General features: G+C 69.7%; 21 protein-coding genes. 10 read left to right on the top strand and 11 right to left on the bottom strand.

The window, feature by feature from the left end:
* The first annotated feature begins 123 nt into the window (after window positions 1-123).
* The 5 genes from hprK to ptsP all read left to right on the top strand — a co-directional run bounded on the left by hprK (window position 124) and on the right by ptsP (window position 4,568).
* The gene (gene hprK / locus MJ605_RS02160) at window positions 124-1,074 is read left to right on the top strand and encodes an HPr(Ser) kinase/phosphatase (protein ID WP_243039212.1); all 951 of its coding nucleotides are present in this window, start codon (window positions 124-126) and stop codon (window positions 1,072-1,074) included.
* A gap of 4 nt (window positions 1,075-1,078) precedes the next feature.
* Window positions 1,079-1,978, top strand: coding sequence for an RNase adapter RapZ (gene rapZ, locus MJ605_RS02155; protein WP_243039211.1), 900 nt, complete (start codon window positions 1,079-1,081; stop codon window positions 1,976-1,978).
* A 46-nt stretch (window positions 1,979-2,024) separates the two neighbouring features.
* The gene (locus MJ605_RS02150; protein ID WP_243039210.1) at window positions 2,025-2,417 is read left to right on the top strand and encodes a PTS sugar transporter subunit IIA; all 393 of its coding nucleotides are present in this window, start codon (window positions 2,025-2,027) and stop codon (window positions 2,415-2,417) included.
* Window positions 2,410-2,679, top strand: a complete 270-nt coding sequence (locus MJ605_RS02145) for an HPr family phosphocarrier protein (RefSeq protein ID WP_243039209.1) — start codon at window positions 2,410-2,412, stop codon at window positions 2,677-2,679. Before MJ605_RS02150 ends, MJ605_RS02145 begins: the two co-directional genes overlap by 8 nt.
* A 158-nt stretch (window positions 2,680-2,837) precedes the next feature.
* Window positions 2,838-4,568 (top strand): phosphoenolpyruvate--protein phosphotransferase, encoded by a 1,731-nt coding sequence (gene ptsP / locus MJ605_RS02140; protein ID WP_243039208.1) that lies wholly within the window; start codon window positions 2,838-2,840, stop codon window positions 4,566-4,568.
* A 157-nt stretch (window positions 4,569-4,725) separates the two neighbouring features.
* Here the strand turns inward: ptsP and MJ605_RS02135 are convergent, their stop codons facing one another.
* Window positions 4,726-5,610 carry a LysR family transcriptional regulator gene (locus MJ605_RS02135; protein ID WP_243039207.1) on the bottom strand — a complete coding sequence of 295 codons (885 nt, stop codon included), beginning with the start codon at window positions 5,608-5,610 and terminating at the stop codon, window positions 4,726-4,728.
* 86 nt (window positions 5,611-5,696) lie between these two features.
* Here MJ605_RS02135 and MJ605_RS02130 point away from each other — a divergent pair, with 86 nt between their 5' ends.
* A complete protein-coding gene (locus MJ605_RS02130) occupies window positions 5,697-6,722 on the top strand; it encodes a YeiH family protein (RefSeq protein ID WP_243039206.1) in 1,026 nt (341 codons plus the stop codon).
* Between the two features lie 92 nt (window positions 6,723-6,814).
* Complete coding sequence (locus tag MJ605_RS02125; protein ID WP_243039205.1) at window positions 6,815-7,243, top strand: GFA family protein; 429 nt, start codon at window positions 6,815-6,817, stop codon at window positions 7,241-7,243.
* Between the two features lie 84 nt (window positions 7,244-7,327).
* On the opposite strand, the gene MJ605_RS02120 is transcribed toward MJ605_RS02125, so the two are convergent.
* On the bottom strand, window positions 7,328-8,074 hold the full coding sequence (locus MJ605_RS02120; protein ID WP_243039204.1) for a glucose 1-dehydrogenase: 747 nt from the start codon (window positions 8,072-8,074) through the stop codon (window positions 7,328-7,330).
* A gap of 110 nt (window positions 8,075-8,184) precedes the next feature.
* Here MJ605_RS02120 and MJ605_RS02115 point away from each other — a divergent pair, with 110 nt between their 5' ends.
* On the top strand, window positions 8,185-8,565 hold the full coding sequence (locus tag MJ605_RS02115) for an ArsR/SmtB family transcription factor (RefSeq protein ID WP_243039203.1): 381 nt from the start codon (window positions 8,185-8,187) through the stop codon (window positions 8,563-8,565).
* Between the two features lie 7 nt (window positions 8,566-8,572).
* On the opposite strand, the gene MJ605_RS02110 is transcribed toward MJ605_RS02115, so the two are convergent.
* The 4 genes from MJ605_RS02110 to yoaA all read right to left on the bottom strand — a co-directional run bounded on the left by MJ605_RS02110 (window position 8,573) and on the right by yoaA (window position 11,976).
* Window positions 8,573-8,782 carry a dodecin gene (locus MJ605_RS02110; RefSeq protein WP_243039202.1) on the bottom strand — a complete coding sequence of 70 codons (210 nt, stop codon included), beginning with the start codon at window positions 8,780-8,782 and terminating at the stop codon, window positions 8,573-8,575.
* Between the two features lie 87 nt (window positions 8,783-8,869).
* Window positions 8,870-9,559 (bottom strand): tRNA (adenosine(37)-N6)-threonylcarbamoyltransferase complex dimerization subunit type 1 TsaB, encoded by a 690-nt coding sequence (gene tsaB / locus MJ605_RS02105; protein WP_243039201.1) that lies wholly within the window; start codon window positions 9,557-9,559, stop codon window positions 8,870-8,872.
* Window positions 9,560-9,611: 52 nt separating this feature from the next.
* Window positions 9,612-9,980, bottom strand: a complete 369-nt coding sequence (locus MJ605_RS02100; protein WP_243039200.1) for a VOC family protein — start codon at window positions 9,978-9,980, stop codon at window positions 9,612-9,614.
* A 55-nt stretch (window positions 9,981-10,035) separates the two neighbouring features.
* On the bottom strand, window positions 10,036-11,976 hold the full coding sequence (gene yoaA, locus MJ605_RS02095) for a DNA repair helicase YoaA (RefSeq protein ID WP_243039199.1): 1,941 nt from the start codon (window positions 11,974-11,976) through the stop codon (window positions 10,036-10,038).
* A 74-nt stretch (window positions 11,977-12,050) separates the two neighbouring features.
* Here yoaA and MJ605_RS02090 point away from each other — a divergent pair, with 74 nt between their 5' ends.
* On the top strand, window positions 12,051-12,431 hold the full coding sequence (locus MJ605_RS02090) for a VOC family protein (protein WP_243039198.1): 381 nt from the start codon (window positions 12,051-12,053) through the stop codon (window positions 12,429-12,431).
* Window positions 12,432-12,581: 150 nt separating this feature from the next.
* Here the strand turns inward: MJ605_RS02090 and MJ605_RS02085 are convergent, their stop codons facing one another.
* Window positions 12,582-15,458, bottom strand: coding sequence for a TonB-dependent receptor domain-containing protein (locus MJ605_RS02085; protein ID WP_243039197.1), 2,877 nt, complete (start codon window positions 15,456-15,458; stop codon window positions 12,582-12,584).
* A 211-nt stretch (window positions 15,459-15,669) separates the two neighbouring features.
* Between MJ605_RS02085 and MJ605_RS02080 the strand changes: the two genes are divergently transcribed.
* A complete protein-coding gene (locus MJ605_RS02080) occupies window positions 15,670-16,050 on the top strand; it encodes a helix-turn-helix domain-containing protein (protein ID WP_243039196.1) in 381 nt (126 codons plus the stop codon).
* A 241-nt stretch (window positions 16,051-16,291) separates the two neighbouring features.
* Here the strand turns inward: MJ605_RS02080 and MJ605_RS02075 are convergent, their stop codons facing one another.
* The 4 genes from MJ605_RS02075 to MJ605_RS02060 all read right to left on the bottom strand — a co-directional run bounded on the left by MJ605_RS02075 (window position 16,292) and on the right by MJ605_RS02060 (window position 21,930).
* Window positions 16,292-16,825, bottom strand: a complete 534-nt coding sequence (locus tag MJ605_RS02075) for a tetratricopeptide repeat protein (protein WP_243039195.1) — start codon at window positions 16,823-16,825, stop codon at window positions 16,292-16,294.
* 3 nt (window positions 16,826-16,828) lie between these two features.
* On the bottom strand, window positions 16,829-19,156 hold the full coding sequence (gene mrcB, locus MJ605_RS02070) for a penicillin-binding protein 1B (protein WP_243039194.1): 2,328 nt from the start codon (window positions 19,154-19,156) through the stop codon (window positions 16,829-16,831).
* A gap of 213 nt (window positions 19,157-19,369) precedes the next feature.
* On the bottom strand, window positions 19,370-20,212 hold the full coding sequence (locus MJ605_RS02065; protein ID WP_243039193.1) for an SDR family oxidoreductase: 843 nt from the start codon (window positions 20,210-20,212) through the stop codon (window positions 19,370-19,372).
* An 11-nt stretch (window positions 20,213-20,223) separates the two neighbouring features.
* Window positions 20,224-21,930, bottom strand: coding sequence for a hypothetical protein (locus MJ605_RS02060; RefSeq protein WP_243039192.1), 1,707 nt, complete (start codon window positions 21,928-21,930; stop codon window positions 20,224-20,226).
* Window positions 21,931-22,017: the final 87 nt, after the last annotated feature.

Below are 22,017 nucleotides of genomic sequence, written 5' to 3'. Positions count from 1 at the left end.
CGGGCGGGCCCTGCCCTCCCCCGTTTTCCGCCATCCAAGGCGTCCGCCGGTGCGAACTGGCACAATGTCCATGCAGCCGCCCGGAACCGATTGGGCTCCCCCTCGCGGCGCAAAGGACAAGGCTTGGACCGGCTCACCGCCCGACAACTCTACGATGGCGTCCACGAGCGCATGGCGCTGCGCTGGGTTTCCGGCATGCGCGGCGAATCGCGCGTGCTCGAACACGCCGCCACCACCACGCGCCGCCCGTCGCTGATCGGCTACCTCAACGTCATCTATCCCAACAAGATCCAGATCATCGGCACCGAGGAGCTCAACTTCCTCGACGGGCTGGATTCGCGCCAGCGCTGGGAGGCCATCAACAAGATCGCCGCCTACCAGCCGGTGGCGATGATCGTGACCAAGGACCAGCCCATTCCCACCGACCTGCGCGAGGTGGCGGAGGAAACCAACACCCCGCTGTGGATCAGCTCCAAGCGCGGCCACGAACTGCTCACCTGGATGCAGTACTACCTGGCACGCACGCTGGCGCCCAAGATCACCCTGCACGGCGTGTTCCTGGAAGTGTTCTCGATCGGCGTGCTGATAACCGGCGAATCGGGCTCGGGCAAGAGCGAGCTGGCGCTGGAGCTGATCAGCCGAGGCCACCGGCTGGTGGCCGACGACGCCACCGAGTTCACCCTGATCGCCCCCGACGTGATCGATGGCACCTGCCCGGAGCTGCTGCAGGACCTGCTGGAAGTGCGCGGCCTGGGCGTGCTGAACGTGCGCGAGATGTTCGGCCACACCGCGGTCAAGCCATCCAAGTACCTGCGCCTGGTGGTGCACCTGAAGCCACTGCGCGAGGGCGAGGACACCGACGGGCTGACCCGCCTCACCGGCGACATCGGCCACCGCGAGATCTTCGAGGTGCAGGTGCCGATGATCACCATCCCGGTGGCGCCGGGCCGCAACCTCGCCGTGCTGGTGGAGGCGGCGGTGCGCAACCATGTGCTCAAGAGCAAGGGCATCGACCCGGCCCAGACCTTCATCGACCGCCAGGCGCACCAGATGCGCCGGCTGCCTCCCTGGTGACCCCATGAGCGAGACGACCTCCAGCCCGGCCCTGCGCCCGCCCGACGCGATCCACCTGATCGTGCTCAGCGGCATGTCCGGCGGCGGCAAGACCGTGGCGCTGCGCGCGCTGGAAGACCTGGAGTTCTACTGCGTCGACAACCTGCCCACCGCGCTGCTGCCGCAGCTGGTGACCGCGGTGAGCCGCCACGAGGGCGGCCGGCATCGCCACGTGGCGGTCGGCGTGGACGTGCGCAATCCCAGCGAGGACCTGCGGCGCATGCCGGCCATGCTGTCCGAGCTGGCGGCCGCCGGCGTGCAGGCGCACCTGATCTTTCTCGATTGCCGCGACGAGGTGCTGATCAAGCGCTACTCGGAAACTCGCCGCCGCCATCCGCTGTCCTGGCAGGGCCTGTCGCTGGCCGACGCCATTGCCGAGGAACGCCGCGTATTGCGCCCGCTCTCGGCCATCGCCGACAAGGTGATCGATTCCAGCGAACTGAACGTGCACCAGCTGCGCCGCCTGATCGCCACCGGCTACGCCGGGGCCACCGAGGGGCTGACGCTGATGTTCCAGTCGTTCGCCTTCCGCCGCGGCCTGCCGCTGGATGCCGACTTCGTGTTCGACGCCCGCTGCCTGCCCAACCCGCACTGGGACCCCACCCTGCGCCCGTTGTCGGGCAAGGACGCGCCGGTGCGCGACTACCTGGACAGCCAGCCGCTGGTGGCCGAGTACTACGCGGACACGGCGCGCTGGCTGGACACCTGGCTGCCCCGCTTCGAGGCGGACGATCGCAGCTATGTCACCATCGCCATCGGCTGCACCGGCGGCCGCCACCGCTCGGTCTACCTGGTGGAGAAGCTGGCGTCCCATTACCGCGCGCTTCGCAATGGCGTGCTTACCTTCCATCGCGAACTCGAGTGATAGCCATGCTGCCCATGTTCCAGCTACCACGGACCGGCACGCCGCCATGAGCGTCGGCGTGCTGTTGATGACGCACGAGGCGGTCGGCAAGGCGCTGATCTCGGCCGCCCAGCACGTGCTGCCCAGGCTGCCGCTGCTGGTGGAGGCGGTCGAGATTCCCGCGCAGGCGGATCCCGACGTGATGCGCACGCTCACCGCCAGGCATGCGCGCGAACTGGACGAGGGCGACGGCGTGCTGGTGCTGGCCGACCTGTACGGCGCCACGCCCTGCAACATCGGGCTGTCGCTGGGCGCGCTGGGCGTGCGCCTGCGCTGCGTCTCGGGACTCAACCTGCCGATGCTGCTGCGCGTGCTCAACTACGCCGAGAAACCATTGGACGAGCTGGCGGAAATAGCGGCCACTGGCGGCCGCGGGGGAATCTTCATCGATCATGCTTGAAAAAGACATTGTCGTTTCCAACAAACTGGGCCTGCACGCCCGCGCGTCGGCCAAGCTGGTGCAACTGGTGCAGGGGTTCAAGTCCACGGTGTGGCTGATCAGCAAGGGGCGCGAGGTCAACGCGCAGAGCATCATGGGCGTCATGATGCTGGCGGCGGGCATCGGCACTCCGCTGACCGTGCGCGCCGACGGTCCCGACGAGGAGTCGGCCCTGAACGCCGTGGTCGAGCTGTTCGACCGCAAGTTCGACGAAGGAGCCTGAGTGGGGAAAGCCATCGCCCGAGCGCGCCACCCTGCGGCCGTGTTCACGGCCCGGTGGGCTGCGCCATGCGATCTTTTCCCGGGATGCCCTCGGTTCGCGCTGGCCGGAAGCCGGCGTCCATCCCGGCCTGACCGGCCATCCCGCCACGGAGGGTATGCATGAGACAGATACTGGCAGGCGCCACGGCGGCCAAGGGCATGGCCCTGGGGCGCGCCCGCCTGGTGCAGCCCAGCCGCTACCTGGTCGACACCCGCCCGCTCGGCGAGGACGAGGTCGAGAGCGAACTGGCCCGGCTGCACCACGCGCTGGACACCGCCCGGCAGGAACTGCGCGAGCTGCGCGGCAGGCTGCATGGCGCGCTGGCGCGCGAGGTCAACGAGTTCATCGACGCCCACAGCCTGCTGCTGGACGACCCGGAACTGCTGCGCGGCCTGGACGACCTGGTGCGCATCGGCCACTACCGGCCCGGCGCGGCGCTGAAGAAGCAGCGCGACCGCCTCGCCGCCGTGTTCGAGGCCATGGACGATCCCTACCTGCGTTCGCGCAAGGAGGACGTCGACCAGGTGATCGGCCGCGTGATCTCCGCCCTGCAGCGCCAGACCAGCCGCGAGGAACGCAAGCTGGCCGCTCGCGTGGGCGAGATCCTGATCGCCGACACCATCGCCCCGGCCGACATGGCCCACCTCGCCGGCGCCGGCCTGCTGGGCGTGGTGGCCAGTTCGGGCAGCCCGTATTCGCACAGCGCGATCCTGGCGCGCAGCCTGGACCTGCCGATGCTGGTGGGCGTGCGCGACGCGTTGTCCACCATCCACGACGACGACCTGATCCTGCTCGACGCCGAGCGTGGCGAGGCGGTGGTGCACCCCACCGCGCAGGACCTGGCGCACTATCGCGCCTGGCAGCGCGAGGCCGCGCAAGAAGGCCGCCGCCTGGCCACCCTGGCCCATGCGCCCACGCGCACGAAGGACGGCGCGGACATCCGCCTGCTGGCCAACGCGGAGATGCCGCCGGACATCGCCATGGCCCGCGCGCGCGGTGCCGACGGCGTGGGCCTGTACCGTACCGAATTCCTGTTCCTGCGCCAGAAGGGCCTGCCCACCGAGGACGAGCAGTTCAACGCCTACCGAGACCTGGTGCTGGGCATGGGCGGCCTGCCGGTGACCATCCGCACGCTGGACCTGGGCGCGGACAAGGCCGACGCCGCCGGCCTGGTGCTGCGCGGCGAGGACAACCCCGCGCTGGGCGTGCGCGGCGTGCGCCTGTCGCTGCGCTATCCAGCGGTGTTCACCACGCAGATCCGCGCCATCCTGCGCGCCGCCTGCTACGGCCCCGTGCGCGTGCTGGTGCCGATGGTGACCCAGCCGGACGAACTGATCGCCGTGCGCACGCTGTTCAAGCTGGCACGCCAGGAACTCAAGCGCGAGAACGTGGACCTGCCCGAGAAGCTCTCGCTGGGCGCGATGGTCGAGGTGCCGGCCGCCGCCATCAATGTGCGCGCCCTGCTGGAGCACGCCGACTTCCTCGCCATCGGCACCAACGACCTGGCCCAGTACGTGCTGGCCGCCGACCGCGGCAACGATGCGCTGGACAACATCTACAACCCGCTGCAGCCGGCGCTGCTGCGGCTGCTTTCCTACGTGATCGCCGAAGGGCGCCGCGCGAAGAAGCCGGTGAGCCTGTGCGGCGAGATCGGCGGCGACGTGCACTTCACCGCGCTGCTGCTGGCGTTGGGGCTCAACGAATTCAGCATGCATCCCAGCCAGTTGCTGCACGTGCGCGACCGCCTCGCCACGCTCGACCGCACTGTGCTGCGCGCCCATGCGCCACGCCTGCTGCGCGCGCGCACCCACGAGGAAGCCGAGGCGCTGCTCGCGCAGATCGTCGGCTGACCTGCTTGCCATCGGGTCCCCTGTGCGCGACCGCCCTTCGCCTCGGCCCCGTGCTCGTCATCCCCCCGCACCCCACAAGAGGGGGCAAGGGCCAGGATCCAGGGCCTCGGTATTTGGTTTTAGAACCTGTTTGACATCGCGATCGGAAAGCGCCTGCTCAACGCCCGGCGGCGCTGGCCAGGAAGGCGTCGATCAGTGCGCCGCGGTAGCGTTGCCGGTGCAGCAGCAGCGATAGCTTGCGCTGCAGGTCGAGGAACGGCGTGCGCAGCACCTTCAGGCGGCCGTTGGCCACGGCGTCGACCACCGCCACCTGCGGCAGGCAGGCGATGCCCAGCCCGGCGATCACGGCCTGCTTGATCGCCTCGGCCTGGTCCAGCTCCAGCACCGTTTCCCCCGGCGGCAGCACCGACAGCGCGCGCTCGCTGAGGCTGCGGGTGGCCGAGCCCGGCTCGCGCAGCACCCAGCGCGCACCGGCGAAATCCTCCGGCCGCAGCGAGCGCTTGCGTGCCAGCGGATGGTCGGGCGACGCGCACACCACCAGCGCATCGTCGCGCCAGGGCCGCACTTCAAGCGAGGGATGCGCCACCGGCCCTTCCACGCACCCCAGCTCCAGGGCATGGTCGAGCATGGCCGCGGCAATCTCCGCCGTGTTGGCCACGCGCAGCCGCACCGACACGTGCGGATGCGCGCGCACGAAATCGCCCAGCAGTTCACCGACGCGATAGTTGCCCACCGTGTTGCTGGCGCCCACGCGCAGTTCGCCGCCCAGCGCCTGCGCGCCGCCACTGCCGACGCGGCCAAACTCGGCATAGCGCTCCAGCAGTTCCTGCGCCAGCGGCAGCAGTTCGCGGCCGCGCGCGTTGAGCCGCAAGCGGCCGCGTTCGCGGGCAAAGACCGGGCCATCGAGCTGCCGCTCCATCTCGGCCAGCGCCATGCTGGCCGCCGGCTGGGTCAGGTACAGCGCCTCGGCGGCGGCACGCACGCTGCCCAGCCTGGCGATCTGCACGAACACTTCCAGTTGGCGGGGGCTGATGTTGATCATCAGCCTATCTTATGACATCTATCAGAAATTCAAAGTTTTCCTGATGCATGGCGACGCGGACAATGCCGCCAACGCAGGAGAACCGCATGAACGCCGTCACCGTCCCCGCCCCTACCGCCCCCACCCTGTCCCAGCGCCTGCCCGGCCTGGCGCTGGCGGTCGCCATCGCCCTGGCCGCGCTGGCCCTGGGCAAGCTGGCGCCGCTGGTCGGCGGACCGGTGTTCGGCATCGTGCTGGGCATCCTGGTGCGCAATACGGTGTCGCCTGGCGGCACCTACACGCCGGGCATCCAGTTCGCCGGCAAGCAGGTGCTGCAATGGTCGATCATCGCGCTGGGCTTTGGACTGAGCCTCGACCAGGTGGCCAGGACCGGCCTGGAGTCGCTGTCGGTGACCCTGGTGACCATCACGGTGGCCTTCCTCGCCGCCTGGCTGCTGGGCCGCTGGCTCAAGGTGCACGACCAACTGAAGATCCTGATCGGCGTGGGCACCGCCATCTGCGGCGGCTCGGCCATCGCCGCGGTGACGCCGATCCTCAAGCCGGACGAGCACGACACCGCCTTCGCCATCTCCACCATCTTCCTGTTCAACCTGGTGGCGGTGCTGCTGTTCCCGCTGCTCGGGCACCTGCTGCACCTGTCGGACCTGGGCTTCGGCCTGTGGGCGGGCACGGCGATCAACGACACCTCGTCGGTCGTGGCCGCGGGCTACAGCTTCAGCAAGCAGGCCGGCGACTACGCCACCATCGTCAAGCTCACCCGCGCCACCCTTATCATCCCGGTCTGCCTAGCGCTGGCCGTCATCACCGCCTGGAAGCACAAGAAGCACGGCACGGGGGATTTCAGCCTGCGCCGCATCTTCCCTTGGTTCATCCTGTGGTTCCTGGTCGCCTCGGCGGTGCGCACGGCCGGCCTGGTGCCCACCGCGATGCTGCCGGCGCTGCATGCCGCCGCGGAGTTCCTGATCATCGTGGCGCTGACCGCCATCGGCCTGTCCGCCAACCTGCGCAAGATGGCCTCGACCGGCCATCGCCCGATCCTGCTGGGCCTGGGCGTATGGGCCGCCGTCTCGGTCAGCAGCCTGTTGGTGCAGCTCGTGATCGGCCAGCTCTGAGCATTGCCCGCCATCCACCGGATGGGCAGACTGCAGGCCCCGCCTCTTCCGGAGGCGGGGCCTTTTTCCATCGCAACGACCGGAGCCCGGCCATGCTGATCCAAGGGACATGCCATTGCGGCAACATCGCCTACACGCTGGCCTGGCCGTCCGATGCCGAAGCCATTCCCGCGCGCGCGTGCGATTGTTCGTTCTGCGTCAAGCATGGCGGCGCATGGACATCGCACCCCGGCGGCAGCCTGCGCGTGACGATCGAGGATGCCTCGCGGGTTTCCCGCTATGCCTTCGGCACGCGGACATCGCGGTTCCACGTCTGCACCCGCTGCGGCGTGGTGCCCCTGGTGACCTGCCTGGTCGATGGCCGCCTGTATGGCGTGGTCAACGTGCATACCTTCGAGGGCGTCGATCCGACCCTGCTGCAACCCGTGCCGGCCAGCTTCAGCGACGAGGATGCGCCAGCGCGGCTGGCGCGCCGCCAGAGTCGCTGGATTCCGGACGTCGAGATCGTGGAAGGCGCCTAGGCACCGGACTGCCACATGCTCGCGGTGAGCGCGGCAGCCATCGCAGCCGGCCCACACCGGATGCGATGGCTTCGAGCCATGGAATCAGCGCGCGCCGCCGCCGGCGTGGATCAGTTCGCCAGTGAGCCAGTAAGCATCGTCCGAGGCGAGGAAGGCGACCACCGAGGCGATGTCGTTGGGCTGGCCGATGCGGCCCAGCGGCGTCTGCGATTCGGCCCAGGCCTGGAAGTCCGAGCCGATGAAGCCGGCGGTGTGCGTGCCCTCGGTTTCCACCATGCCCGGGTTCACCGAGTTGACGCGGATCTTGCGCGCGCCCAGCTCGCGCGAGAGCACGCCGGTGATGGCGTCCACCGCGCTCTTGGTGGCGGTGTAGACGGCGCTTTCCGGCGGCACGATGCGCGAGACCAACGAGCCGATGTTGATGATGCTGGCACCCTCGCCCATGTGGCGGGCGGCGGCCTGGGTCACCAGCAGCAGGCCCAGCACGTTGACGTTGAACTGCTTGTGGAAGTGTTCCTCGGTGATGTTGTCGAGCGCGCCGAATTCGTACACGCCGGAGTTGTTCACCAGGATGTCCAGGCGGCCGAACTGCGCGATGGCGGCATCGACGATGCCCTTGGCGTCGGCCGCCTTGGACACGTCGCCACCCGCCGCGACGGCCTTGCCGCCGGCCTTGGCGATCTCGGCGACCACCGCATCGGCGCCGGCCTTGCTGGACGCGTAGTTCACCACCACCGAAGCGCCTTCGGCGGCCAGCGCCTTGGCGATGGCGGCGCCGATGCCCTTGGAGGCGCCGGTGACGACGGCCACTTTGCCTTTGAGCTTGCTCATGTCGAATCCTTGAAAAGGGGAATGGGGTACGATCCTGGGAGTCGCTAACTCCCATAGTTCGAAACATACGAACTAAAGAACCCGATTTCAAGTGTTGCTAAAATGAGCATATGAGGCCGTTGACCCACCCCTCGATCGAAGACATCACCGTGGAGGGCATCCTGCATGCCCTGTCCGATCCCGTGCGCGCCGCCATCTACGCCCAGCTGGCCTGCGCCGAACGCGCCAACACCTGCTCGGCCTTCCTGCAGGTGGAGGACCGCAGCATCCCCAAGTCCACGCTGTCCCAGCATTTCCGCGCGCTGCGCGAAGCCGGCCTGGTCCGCAGCGAGCGCCACGGCGTGGAGATGCTCAACACCACCCGTTGCGGCGAAATCGAACAGCGCTTCCCCGGATTGCTGCCGGCCATCCTCAAGGCGCACAGCATCCAGTCCGCCGGCCGGCCGAAACCGAGCCGGCGCAAGGCGGCGGCCAAGCCGAAGGCCGGCTGATCCGCGCTCAGCCTTCCAGGGTGAAGCCGATCTTCAGCGTCACCTGCCAGTAGGCCACCTTGCCCTCGTCCACGTGGCCGCGGATCTCGGTCACGTGGAACCAGCGGATATCGCGGATGGTCTTGGAGGCGCGTTCGATCGCGCACTTGATCGCATCGTCGCTGCCGACCTTCGACGAGCCGGTCAGCTCCACGGACTTGTAGACGTGCTCGGACATGGGACTCGCCTCCGCTGGACAAGCCAGGAGTGCATACCCACGCTCGCCAAGGAGACGTGAAGGCGCTCTGTGACCATGCCGGGATTTTCAGGCCTTGCCCTGCTCCGCCAGCGTCAGCGCGACCTTGTCGCGCAGGTAGACCGGCAGGGCCTGCTCCGGCGCCAGCACACGGCCGGCCCGGAACTCCCGCGCGGCCAGTTCCGCCACGTGCCGCGCCTGCGGGTAGCGCTCGCCCTCGGCGCCAAGCAGTTCGCCGGTGAGCCGGCCGCGCAGCACGTCGGCATAGGTGGTCCAGCCCGTGCCGACCACGTGCCACGCCGCCGCCGATGGCAGCGGCAGCGCCCCGGGCGTGCACACGCGCTCCTCGTCCAGGGCAACCAGCCCGCCGTTGTCGTCGCGGCGGTAGCTCGCCGCGTAGATCTCGCCCATGCGAGCATCGATCACGGCCAGGATGGCGGCCTCGTCCTCCGGCGCTTCCAGCGCCAGCGCGGCCAGCGACGAGACGGTAATCACCGGCAGGTCCAACGCCAAGGCCATGCCCTGCGCCAGCGAGATGCCCAGGCGCACGCCGGTGAAGGCGCCGGGACCGCGCCCCACCGCGATGGCGTCGAGCGCGTGCCGTCCCAATCCGGCCTCGGCCAGCAGGGCATCCGCCATCGGCAGCACCAGCTCGGCGTGGCGGCGCGGCGCGACCTCGCTGCGCGCGATCACTTCATCGCCGTGGACCAGGGCGACGGAACAGGCTTCGGTGGCGGTTTCGATGGCGAGCAGGTTCATGGCCGCGCCATGATAGCCGCTGCCAGGCGCGGAAAACGGCTGGAAAAGCAACTCAGCCCGGCGGCTGCCACAGCTCGATGCGCGTGCCTTCCGGATCCATGATCCAGCCGAACCGCCCATACTCGCCCTGCTCGACGCGTTCATCCACGCTCACGCCGGCGGCGCGCAGCGTGGCCAGCAAGCCATCGAGGTCGTCCACGCGGAAATTGAGCATGTATGGCTGCGTGCTCGGGGCGAAGTGGTTCGTGTCGGCGGCAAATGGCGACCACAGCGTATAGCCGGGACGCGCGGCGTCCTCGTCGAAGCGCGCCCCGCCCCACTTGTCCACCGGCAAGCCCAGGTGCTGGGCATACCACTCGCCCAGCGCCTTGGGATCACGCGATTTGAAAAAGATACCGCCCAGTCCGATGACCTTGGCCATGCCCTGCCCTCCTTCGTCGTTGGCCGCCGTTCCGCCGCATCGGCGGTGGGGAGCTTCATTCCGGCGGATGGGCCAGCACCATATCACCGAAGAATGACCGCACGTCGGCCAGCTCGCGCGTGCGCGGCATCGGCGGCAGGCTGGCCAGGAACAGGCGGCCATAGCCCTTGCCGGTGAGGCGCGGGTCGCACAGCACCAGCACGCCGCGGTCATGCACATCGCGGATCAGCCGTCCCGCGCCCTGCTTCAGCGCGATCACCGCGCTGGGTACCTGCCAGCCCATGAAGGGGTTGATGCCCGATTGCTCCAGCGCTTCCAGCCGCGCCTGCAGCACCGGATCGTCCGGCGAGGCGAACGGCAGCTTGTCGATCACCACCACGCTGAGCGCCTCGCCGGCCACGTCCACGCCTTCCCAGAAACTCGCCGCGCCCAGCAGCACGCCGTGGCCGCTGGCGCGGAAATCGTCCAGCAGGCGATGGCGCGGCGCCGTGCCCTGCACGAACAACGGCCACGGCACGCGTTCGCGCAGCAAATCGGCCGCGCGGCGCAAGGCCCGGTGCGAGGTGAACAGCAGGAAGGCGCGGCCATGCGAGGCATGCAGCACGGGCAGCACGGCATCGAGCACACGGTCGGTGTAGTCGCGCGCGGCGGGGTCGGGCAAGCCCGGCGGCAGATAGCACAGTGCCTGGGTGGCGTAGTCGAACGGGCTATCCACATGCAGCGTCTGCGGATCGTCCAGCCCCAACTGGCGCGCGAAGTGATCGAAGCTGCCCGCCACCGACAAGGTGGCCGAGGTATGAATCCACGCCGCCTGCGTCTGTTCGCGCATGGCGCGCAACGGCGCGGCCAGATCGAGCGGCGTGGCGTGCAGGGCGAAGCCGCGCGGGAACAGTTCGTACCAGCGCACATCACGCTCGCTCTCGCGCTCGGTGATGCGGTCCAGCCGCTCGCTGAGCAGCGCCGCACGCTCGTGCGCGTTGGCAAAGCCGCGCGAGCGCTCGGCCTGCGAGGCCAGTACGTCGGTAAAGGCGGCGAGCACCTCGCGCACCTCGTGCAGGGCGTCGGCGATGGCGGTGTTGGCTTCCAGCATGTGGAACGGCCCGCGCTCGGCCAGCGTATCCATCGCCAGACGCAGCCGGCGCACGGTGTCCTGCAGCGCCTCGGCCGGCTCCAGCACCAGGCCAATCGCGCCGGTGACGCCGTTGCATTCGCCCAGGCTGTCCTGCGCCAGCTCGGCGAGCTGGCGCGCGCTGATGCTCTGCGAGAAGAACTGGCCGGCCAACTCGGGAATCTGGTGGGCCTCGTCAAGGATGAAAGCGCTGGCGCCGGGCAGGATCTCGCCGAAGCCCTCCTGCTTGAGCGCCAGGTCGGCGAACAGCAGGTGGTGATTGACCACCACCAAGTCCGCCTCCTGCGCCTCGCGGCGGGCCTTGACCACGTGGCAGTCATCGTAGAACGGGCACTCCACGCCCAGGCAGTTCTCCGGCGTGGAGGTGACGCGCGGCCACATCGGCGATTCTTCCGGCACCTCGGCCAGCTCCATGCGATCACCCCGGCGCGTGCGCGCCGACCATGCGCGGATCGCCGCCAGCTGCGAAGCCTGCGCGCGATCGAAGCTGGCGCCCTCGCGCACCGTCTGGTCCAGCCGGTACAGGCACAGGTAGTTGGCGCGGCCCTTGAGCAACGCCATCTTGAGGCGCGCATCGAGCACCGAGCGCACGCGCGGTAGGTCGCGGAAATACAGCTGGTCCTGCAGCGCCTTGGTGCCGGTGGAGACGATCACCCGCTCGCCGGACAGCAACGCGGGCACCAGGTAGGCGAAGGTCTTGCCGGTACCGGTGCCGGCCTCGGCGACCAGCGTCTCGCGCTCGGCGATGGCATGCTGCACCGCGCGCGCCATCGCCTGCTGGGCGGCGCGCGGGGCGAAATTGGGCAGCTCGCGGGCGAACGGGCCTTCCGCGCCGAGCAGCGCGGCGGCATCCTCGTGATCGATCATGGGCGAAGTATCGCCGACCGGAGCCCGCCCCGCGAATGTCCTAGACTGCGGGCGGCCCTCCACGGAGCATTGCCATGCCCACGCCCATCACCGGTATCGGCCAGATCGCCATCACCGTCAGCGACGTGGATGCCGCACTGGCGTTCTACCGGGACATTCTGGAACTGCCGTTCCTGTTCCGCCCCGCGACCAACCTGGCCTTCCTCGACTGCGGCGGCGTGCGGCTGATGCTTTCCACGCCGCAGGGCGCGGGCGCGGTGGGTGACAACTCCATCCTGTACTTCAAGGTGGCCGAGATCCAGGAACGCTTCGCCGCCCTGCTCAATCGCGGCGCCGTGGGCGAGCGCGAGCCGCAGGCCACCGCCGAATTGTCCGACCACACACTGTGGCTGGCCTTCCTGCGCGATCCGGATGGCAACCTGGTGGGCCTGATGGAGGAACGTCGCCGGGGGTGAGGACCGCAACCGGATGCGCGCCAGATGTTCCTGGCGCGCACCGCCCATGCGGATCCGGTCAACGATCACGCTCGCCGGACGGGAAGCGCGGCGGGGAGTCCGCTTCACCGCCGGCGGTCCCTGTTGGGCACAGGGTCGCCCTCCAAGCGGTCAGGACTTGCGTTCGCCGAAACGATAGGTGGCCTGCAGGTAGTAGGCGCGGCCGTACACGTCGTAGTTGGACGAGTTGTACGGAGCGCCGGACGTGCCGGGATAGCTGCCGTCCTTCGGCGGCATCGTGTTGAACAGGTTGTTGACCTGCAGCGCGAGCTGCAGGCTCGGCACCGGTTGGAAGGACACGCTCGCGTTGTAGCGGATCCACGGCGCCAGCGTGCCGGCGCCCGGATAGTCGTAGCCGTTGTTCTGGGCCAGGTAGTTGGGCGACTTGCCGTAGCGGTTGACGTACAGCGTGCTGGCCCAGCGGCCGGCGCTCCAGGTGGCCGAGGCATTGGTGCGGGTCTTGAACTCCGTGCTCCAGGTGGGATCGCGCAGCAGGTCGATCATCGGATCGCCGGTGTAGGGCTGGTAGCGGTGCTTGAGCATGTTGCTGTAGGAGGCGTTGAGCGACAGGTCGCCCCAGGCGCCCAGGCCGACGCCGTAGCGTGCATCGGCCACCAGTGCGTTGGTGACGCGGCGGGCGACGTTGACCTTGGGCCGGTAGATGCGGCTGATGGCGCCAATGGTGCCGTCGTCGGCCACGCCCACGCCGCGGGTGATCTGCGACAGCGCCGCCACGCACGAGGGCGAGTGGATGTCGCGCTCGCCCAGCCGGCACAGCATCTCGTCGTTGGACAGGGAGTCGGCGCTCTGCGTCTGCACCTCGCCGCGCACGTTCCAGTGCAGGTAGTCCAGGCTCACCGACATGCGCGCCAGCGGCGACCACACCACGCCGTAGCTCCATGCCTTGGCGCGGATCGGCTTGAGCGCCGGGTTGCCCTCCTGCTGGCTGAAGTACTGCACGTTGCCGTAGCGCGCCGGGCAGCTGTCGATGTTGGCGCCGCGATAGCCCAGCACGGCGCAGTTGTAGTAGTCGACCACGCGGCTGTAGGCGCCGCTCAGGCCCTGGAACTGATCCGACAGGCTGGGTGCCTTGAACGCCGTGCCCAGCTTGCCGCGCAGCAGCAGGGTGTCGAACGGGCGGTATTCCAGGCCCAGGTTCCAGGTCGCCTTGTCGATCTGCTTGCCGTTCACCTTGTAGTCGTCATAGCGGCCGGAGAGATCGACGGTGACCTGCTTGAGCACTGGCGCACGCAGTTCCAGCGTGCCGGCATAGCGCGAGCGATGGCCCGCGCCCTGCACGGCGGTGGTGCCCCACACGCCACCATTCATCAGGCGCGCATCAGGCGTGTAGTCCCAGCCCTGGTTGCCGCCTTCCACCACTGCGGCAAGGCCGGCATCGCCGCCGGGCAACGCGAACAGCGAGGCATTGGTGAGCTGGCCGCGCAGCAGGTTATCCCAGGTCTTGCTATGGCTGCGGGTGAAGCCAGTGAAGCTGCGAAAATCCTCCACCGACATCGGCTCGTAGAACGCCGCGTAGTCCGGCGCGTAGGTGGAATAGCCGCGCCCGCGCGGGTCCGGGCCAAGGTCGGGGCCGAGCACATGTTGCTCGAAGTAGTCGTTGATGGCATCGGCCCAGCGCGCGAAGCCGCGCTGGGTGAGCTGGTCGTCGGAATGGGTGAAGCCCAGGTCGTAGTCCCACTCGGTCGCGCCCAGCCGGCCCTGCGCGCCCAGGGCCAGCATGTAGGCGTTCTCGGTGTACTTATTCATGATCGAGCGATAGCCGCCCATGTCCTCGGGCGCGAAGATGCGCTGCATCTGCACGTAGTCCTGCAGATTGGGGTCGTAGTAATACCCCCATTTGCTGCTGGTACCCCACCAGGTATAGCCCGAGCCGCTGGCGAAGCGCGTCTCGTCGTAGTTGTAGAGCAGGTCGCCGTAGAACCGCACGTTGTCGCTGGCGTCGTAGGTGGCGTGCGTATAGGCCTGCGCACTCTCCTTGCCGTTGGAGAGGGTGCGGTAGCCCGGCGAATCGAGCGAGCCGCAATAGGTGCCGTTGGTCGGATGCGATGCCAGCATGGTGGTGCCGGCGTACTGGCCGGCGACGCGGCTGCAGGCGCTGTCGTCCACGCGGTCCACGTTGATGTAGCGGCCGGTGGTGCCGCTGGCCAGCATGTAGTCGCCGCTGGCGCGCGCCGGGCTGGTGCCGTGCTGGTAGCGGGTCGAGGTGAGCGGCCGGTCGTAGCCCCAGATCGGATCGATCTTCTCGTACTGCACGCCGCCCATCAGGTTGAAGCGGCCACGGTTGAAGCCGTCGCTGTAGCTCAGCCGCCGGCTGGCGCCGCCGCCGGCCTGGTAGAAGCCGTAGCGCACGTCGACGCTGGGCGCTTCCACCTTCTTCTTGAGGATGATGTTGACCACGCCCGCGATCGCGTCCGAGCCGTACAGCGAGGATTGCGCGCCGGGCAGGATCTCGATGCGGTCCACCAGTTGCATCGGGATGCCCGAGAGATTGTTGAACACGTCGCGTCCGTTGTAGAGCGCCGGGAAGTTGCCCATCGGGCGGCCATCGATCAGGTACTTGGTGAAGCCCGGCGGCATGCCGAACAGGCTCAGCGTCTCGGCGCCCTGGGTGAACGAGGCGGAGGTCTGCGAGCCCTGCACGCTGCCGCTGGCGAACGAGGACTGCTTGAGCGCGTCGGCCACGGAGGCGAAGCCGCGCGCCTTCAAGGTGTCGGCGGTAATGGTGATCAGCGGCGCGGCGGTCTCCACCTCCACCTGCGGGATCAGCGAGCCGGTGACGGTGACGGTTTCCATCCGCTTGGCGTCGCGCTGGCGGGCGTCGCCCTCCTGCGATTCGGCCTCCTCGCGGGATTCCTGCGGACCGGCCATCGCCACGGCGGGCGACAGGCCTGCGGCGATGCATAGGCCCAGCGAGGCGAAGGCGCGGGCGGAACGGCGGGCATGGCACTGCGGAATGGCATGGGTCATGGGTGGGTCTGCTCCCCTGATGGTGGACATGGCGGCCGGCGGCAGGCTTGCCGCACGGTGGGCTGGCCGGCGCGCAAGGCGCCGCGACGTCGCGTTCGACGCCGTCCAGGAGAAACAAACAAAAGCCATGTTCCAAGTCAAACTTGGTTTTCATGGCCACCAAAATCCCAAGAATGGCTTGGCAATGGGGCCCGGCAAAGCAAGGTTTGACTTGCCTACGACAAAACCAACCAGCCCTTACGCGGGATTCGCTGACCGCCTACAGCAAGCATGCGACGCGGCGGACATTCCCGAGGGCCGGGCACGCAGCCGCGCCCTCGCCACGCGCTTCGGCATATCGCCCGAGGCTACCCGCCAATGGCTGCACGGCCGCACCGTGCCGGAGGTCGGCCGCCTGCTGGAGCTGGCCGAGGAGCTGGAATGCAGCCTGGACTGGCTGCTGCTGGGCCGGCTGCCATCCAGCGGGCAGGTGCGCGAGCCCGGCGGCGCCTACAAGACGCTCTCGCCGCAGGAACGGGCCGTGGTGGCCGCCATGCGCAAGCTCAACGCCCGCCGCCGCAACGCGCTGGTGCAGCTGTTGGCGGATAGCTAAGACCATCGGGCGAGGATGCCCATACCGCTCGGCGCTCCGCGCCGTGTCGCGCACAGGGTGCGCTCCCACAACAGCAGACTGGTGGCCGGGCTCGGTAGCACTGTTTTGCTGGTGGGCACCTGAAGCCAGCAGGCGGAGGCGTCTGTAGGAGCGCACCCAGTGCGCGACCGCCGCGCCTCACGCTCCGCGCCTTGTCGCGCACTGGGTGCGCTCCTACGACCGGCAGGGCCGGTGGCCGGGCTCAGTAGCGCTGCAGCCCCTCGAAGTGGCACTGCGCCACCGATTTGTCGGCGTTGGCTGCGCCGGCATCGTCGCCCGCGTGCTGGCGCAGTTCGGCGATGGTCTGCCAGTTGCGCGCGCACAGCGGCCCCAGCTTCGGGCCCAGTTCCCACGAGCGGCGCGCGAGTTGCTCGGCGTGGACGTAGTCCTTCAGGTGGATGGCCAGCTCGGCACGGTCCTGCAACAGGTCCGGCGAATCGGGGCTGATCTTCAAGGCCTGGTCGAGCTTGCTGGCCGCGTCCTGGTACTTGCCGGTGCGCACGTCGCCGTCGGCGGCGTCCTGCAGCGCGGCCACGCCGGGGTCGCGCAGCGGGTTCACGTCGATGGCGGACTTCTCCTTGGCACCCGCGGCATGGATCGCGGCCAGCATCTGGTCATCGGACAGCGTGGGACGGGTGGCCTGCGCCGAAGGCGCGCTGGGCTGGCTGCATGCGGCCAGCAAGACGGCGGCGAAAGTGGCGGGAAGAGCGGAAAGACGGAGGCTACGACGCAACATGGATCAATCTCGTGCTGGAACCGTGGGGACTGGCGCGGGGGACGCATCACCGCCGCTGAAGAAATTGCCGACGCGTTGCCAGAAACAGCCTTCGGCATCCTGTGCAAGTGTACCGGCGACGACCGGCAGCTGGCGCGCTCCCTCGCAGCCTTCCTCCGAACGCTTGCCGTCGGCGGGATTGACCCAGGCCATTTCCAGCCCCTGCCCCGGCGCTGCCGACAGTGGCCGCGTGGGCAGCTTGCGGAACAGTTCCTGCCAGGCGCGCAGGCTGCCGGTGGCGCCATACAGGCCGCTGGGCTTGTTGTCGTCGCGGCCCATCCAGAACACCGCGAGATGGTCGCCGGTAAAGCCGGCGAACCAGCTGTCGCGCATGTCGTTGCTGGTGCCGGTCTTGCCCGCCGCGTTGAGGTAGGCCAGGCCCGAGCTGCCGATCGAGGCCGCCGTGCCCGAGCGCGCCACCTGTTGCATGGCCCAGGTTACCAGCCGCACCGCGCTCTGGTATTCGCCCGGGCCGGTCTTGACCTCGTAGCGCTTGATGGTCTGGCCGTTGCCGTCGACCACGCCGCGCACCGCCACCAGCGGCAGGGCGTGGCCGTCGGCGGCGATGTACTGGTAGAGCTGGGTGGCCTGCAGCGGCGAGAGATCCTCCGCGCCGATCAGCAACGACGGACTCGGGTTGACGTCGGTGAGACCGAACGATTCGAGGAACGCCTTGATGCGCGCCACGCCCACGTTCATGCCGAGGTTGATGGTGGCCAGGTTCCACGAATGCACCAGGCCATCGATCATCGGCACCGAGCCGTGCACGTCGCCCTCGTCGTTCTTGGGCGTCCAGTAGCTGCCGTCGGGCTGGCGCAGGCTGATCGGCGAATCCTCCACCGGACTGCCCAGGTTCCATCGCTCGGGATTGGCCAGCGCCACCAGGTACACCAGCGGCTTGACCAGCGAGCCGATCGGGCGCCGCGCATCGAGCGCGCGGTTGAAGCCCTGGTCGCCTGGCTCCTTGCTGCCCACGATGGCGAGCACGGCGCCGGTCTGCGCCTCGGTCACCACCGCCGCGGCCTGGGCCGCCTGGCCGCGCTTGCCGAGGCTGCCCGCGGTGGCGGTGATGGCCTGCTCGGCGTACAGCTGGGCGGCGGGATCGAGCGTGGTGAAGATGCCGAGGTTGCCCTTGGACAGCGTTTCGTCGTCGAAGTCGCTGGTGATCTGCGCGCGCACCAGCTGCATGAAGGCCGGGAAGCGGTTGTGCGGCAACTGTCCGTTGCCGGCGATGCCCAGCGGCGAGGCCTTGTAGGCCGCCGCCTGGTCGGGGCCGATCAGGCCGGTCTCGGCGAACTGGTCCAGCACCAGGTTGCGCCGCGACAGCGCGCGGTCCGGGTAGCGGCGCGGGTCGTAGTAGCTCGGCCCCTTCACCATGCCGATCAGCAGCGCCATCTCCTGCGGCTTGAGGTCCTCCATGCGGCGGCCGAAGTAGAACTCCGACGCGGCGGCGAAGCCGTGCACGGCCTGGCTGCCCTGCTGGCCGAGGAACACCTCGTTGACGTAGGCCTCCAGGATGCGGCTCTTGTCGTAGTGGGCCTCGATCAGGATCGACATCAGCGCTTCGTTGAACTTGCGCGTGAAGTTCTGCTCGCGGTCGAGGAACAGGTTGCGCACCAGCTGCTGGGTCAAGGTGGAGCCGCCCTGCACCGTGTGGCCCGCGCGCAGGTTGGCGAACGAGGCGCGCGCGATGGCGGTCAGGTCGATGCCGAAGTGGTGCTTGAAGTCGCGGTCCTCTACCGCCTGCAGGCCGGCGATCAGCAGCGGGGGCACGTCGCCCAGGCGCACGATGCGCCGCTCCTCCTGCTGCGCGCCGTACACGGTGGCGATCCGCGCGGGATCGAGGTGGGCCAGTTCCAGCGGCTTGCCGCTGCCCAGGTCCTTGACGCTGGCCACCTGCCCCTTGCCCAGCGCCACGCGGATGCGCTTGGGCAGCTCGCCGCCGTCCGGACCGGCGTAGCCGCGCGAGGCGATCACGTAGGCGCCATTGTCCTTGGCCCAGGTGCCGGCCACCTGGCCGTGGCCGTCGTTGCCGTAGCCGGCGAAGGTCAGCTCCAGCTCCAGCGCGGCCGGGGTCATCGGCTCGCCGGGTGAAAGCGGCAGCGGCCGCGCGTAGACGCGGGTGGGCACCGCGAACACCAGGTCGTTGAAGCGCTCCTGCACGCGCTTGTCGAGCACCAGCGTGTAGGGCAGCACGAAGCCGAACAGCAGACCCATGCAGACCCAGAACGGGATGCGCACCCAGGGCCAGACGGCACCGGCGAACGAACGGAAACGGGTCAAGAAGGCCAAGGAGGAAGAATCCTGAACAGGAAGGCAGGGCGATCATAGGGCCTGCCGACCGGCGGGCATCTGAACACGGGCCGCGGTTTGTGGCGGGGAGGAGGCCACCAGCAGGCGGCCAGAGGGCCTCGCACTCACCTCACTCATTGTAGGAGCGCAGTGCGCGACCGGCCTATTGCCCGGCGCGGCGGTCGCGCACTGGGTGCGCTCCTACAACAGCGTCTACAGGGATGCGGGTGTCCAGCAGGCGGCGTCGGGGTGGAATGGCCGGGGGGCGATGCCCAGCAGCCGTTCCAGTTCGGTGTTGTCGGCGACCAGGTCGGCTTCCAGCCGGGTCAGTGGGCCCTGCAGGCGCGGCACCAGGCGGCGACTCAGTCGCAGCACCGTCGCGGGAATCGGTACCGGCAGCGTGGACACCGGCAGGCTGCGGCGCACGCGGGCGAACATCTCGCCGGCGGTGATCCGCTCGCCGCCGCCCAGCGGCAGCACGCGGCCGGCCGCTTCGGGATGGTCCAGCGCGGCCACCACCGCCACGGCGATATCGTCGGCGTGCACCGGCTGCCGCAGGCCGCGCCCCGCCGGCAGCGGAAAGATGCGCAACCGCATCGCGCGGCGGGCGATCGGGGTGAGGCTCTTGTCCAGGCCGGCCCCATAGATCAGGGTGGGGCGGAACACCGTCCACAACGCGCCCTGGCGCTCGCAGGCGGCGGCCAGAGCCGCTTCCCCGTCCCGCAGGGATTGCGACAGCGCGCGTTCGGCGGGCACGGCCGAGGCCTGCTTGGATTCGGCGCTCATCGAGCTGGTGGCGATCACCCGGGTGCCGGGCGACAGCGGGATGGCGTCCAGCCACCGGGCGAAGGCCAGCAGCGGGCCGAAGCTGATCACCGCCAGCGGCCGGCCCAGGTCGGGCATGCGGTCCGGCAGTTCGCCGCGCACCCAGCGTACGCCGGGCGTATCCGCGCGCCCGCGCCGGCTGAGCGCGCATACGCTCTCGCCGCGCGCGTGCAGGCGCGGCAACAGGAAATGGCCGATCTGGCTGCTGGCCCCGAACACCACGATGGACATGCGGACCGGCCTCAGCCGCCAGACTGCAGGCGTGCCGTCAGCGCGGCCAGGCGTGGATTGCCCGGGGCCAGCTTGCGCGCGCTGTCCAGCGACTGGGCCGCGCCGGCGCGGTCGCCGCCCTGCAGCTGCTGCTCAGCCTGGTCCATCCAGGCGGCGGCCAGGCGCTGGCGCAGCTGGGCCTGGCCGGTATCCCCCGGCGACAGGTCGGCGAGATCGGCCAGGCGATTGCCCGCCGTGGCGAGGTTGCCGCTGGCGAGCGCCTGGTTGAACTGGCTGATGGCCAGGTTGGGCAGGGTTTCCAGGCCATGGCGGGCGGCTTCGTTGTTGCCGTCCATGGCCAGCGCCTGGCGGTACAGGTCGTAGGCGCTGTCGCCGGGCGGCAGCATCAGGTTGCCCTGCCGCGCGGCGGCGTCGGCCCGCTGGATGGTGCGCGCCAGCGCGGCGCTCTGCTGCGGGGTCAGCGGCGGATGCTGCAGGGCGTCGCTGTTTTCCGGGCCGATGTCGTCGGCCGCCTGGACGGCGGCATTCTTGCGCGCATCGCCGATGCGGGCGCGGGCCGCGGCCAGCTCGGCCGAATGGGGCGCCAGCGCGGCGGCCTGGTCCAGCAGCTGGCGCGCATGCGCGGTATCGCCGCCATCCAGCGCCGCGTTGGCCTGCACGACCAGCGCCTGCGCCACCTGGCCGAGCCCCGCCTTGGCGTCGGCGTTGTCCGGGTCGATGGCCAGGGCCGCCTTGAAACGGGCGAGCGCGGTGTCATCGCCCTCGCCGTCGATGCGGCCGGCGCGCAGCGCGTCCTGGCCCTGCTTGATGGCGTCGGCCAGCGCGCTGTTGTCCTGCTGGCTGGCCTGCACCAGCGCGGCGCGCAGCGCCGGCAGTTCGCCGTAGTTGGGCAGCAGCGCGGCCAGCCGGTCGACCAGGGCCGACGCGGCGGCGTGGTCGCCGGCATCCAGCGCCTTGTGCGCCTGGCCGGCCAGCGCGTCGCCCACCTTGTCCAGCCCGTGCGAGGCGACGGCGTTGTTCGGGTCGGCCGCCAGCACCTTGCGGTACAGCGCGCCGGCGCCGTCGTCGCCATCGAGCTTGCCGGCGTCGAGCGCCTGCTGCGCCTGCTCGACCAGGCGCTCGGTCTGCACCGAGCCGTTGCGGGCATTGGCCAGCGCCTGGGCCAGGCGATCGACGTCGCTGCCACCGCCGAGCAGTTCGCGGGCGGTGGCCAGCGCCTGGTCGGCATCGTCCAGCTTGCCGACCTGCAACGCGGCGTCGGCGCGGGCGATCTCCGCCTGCCCGACCTGGCGCAGGCCGTCGCGGGCGCGGTCGTTGTCCGGCGCCAGGGCGCGCGCCGCCTCGAACAGCTCGCGCGCGCTGGTGCCGTCATTGCCGTCCAGGCGGCCTTCCCGCAGGGCGGTTTCGGCGCGGCCGAGCACGCCATCCAGCTCGGTGCTGGGCACCAGTCCGCGCAGCTTGTCCTGCTCGACCCACAAGGCGGTGCCCACGCCGATCACCACCAGCAGCGCCAGCGGCACCAGCCAGCCGCGCTTGCGTGCGCGAGGCCGCGCGGCCCGTGGGGGCGCGGCGCGGCGCTGCTCCGGATCCAGCGTGAACCGGGGCAGGCCGTCGTCCTGGCCGGCCGGCGCGGGCGCGTCCAGGCTGTCGAGGTTGCCCAGGGTGGGCTCGGTACGGCCCTGTGACCCGTGGTCGTGCTGGTCTTTGCGTCCGTTCATGGGTTCGCGCGGCAAGGAGGAGGAATCGGTAGCAGCTTAGCATCGCGGCCGATGGCCGCCGGCCCGGGGCCACGGGGCGGCTTCGAA

The organism is Dyella sedimenti, assembly GCF_022760995.1.
Classification (GTDB): domain Bacteria; phylum Pseudomonadota; class Gammaproteobacteria; order Xanthomonadales; family Rhodanobacteraceae; genus Dyella; species Dyella sedimenti.
The sequence above is the reverse complement of the archived record's forward strand: the minus strand, read 5'-3'. Positions and strand labels throughout refer to the sequence as shown.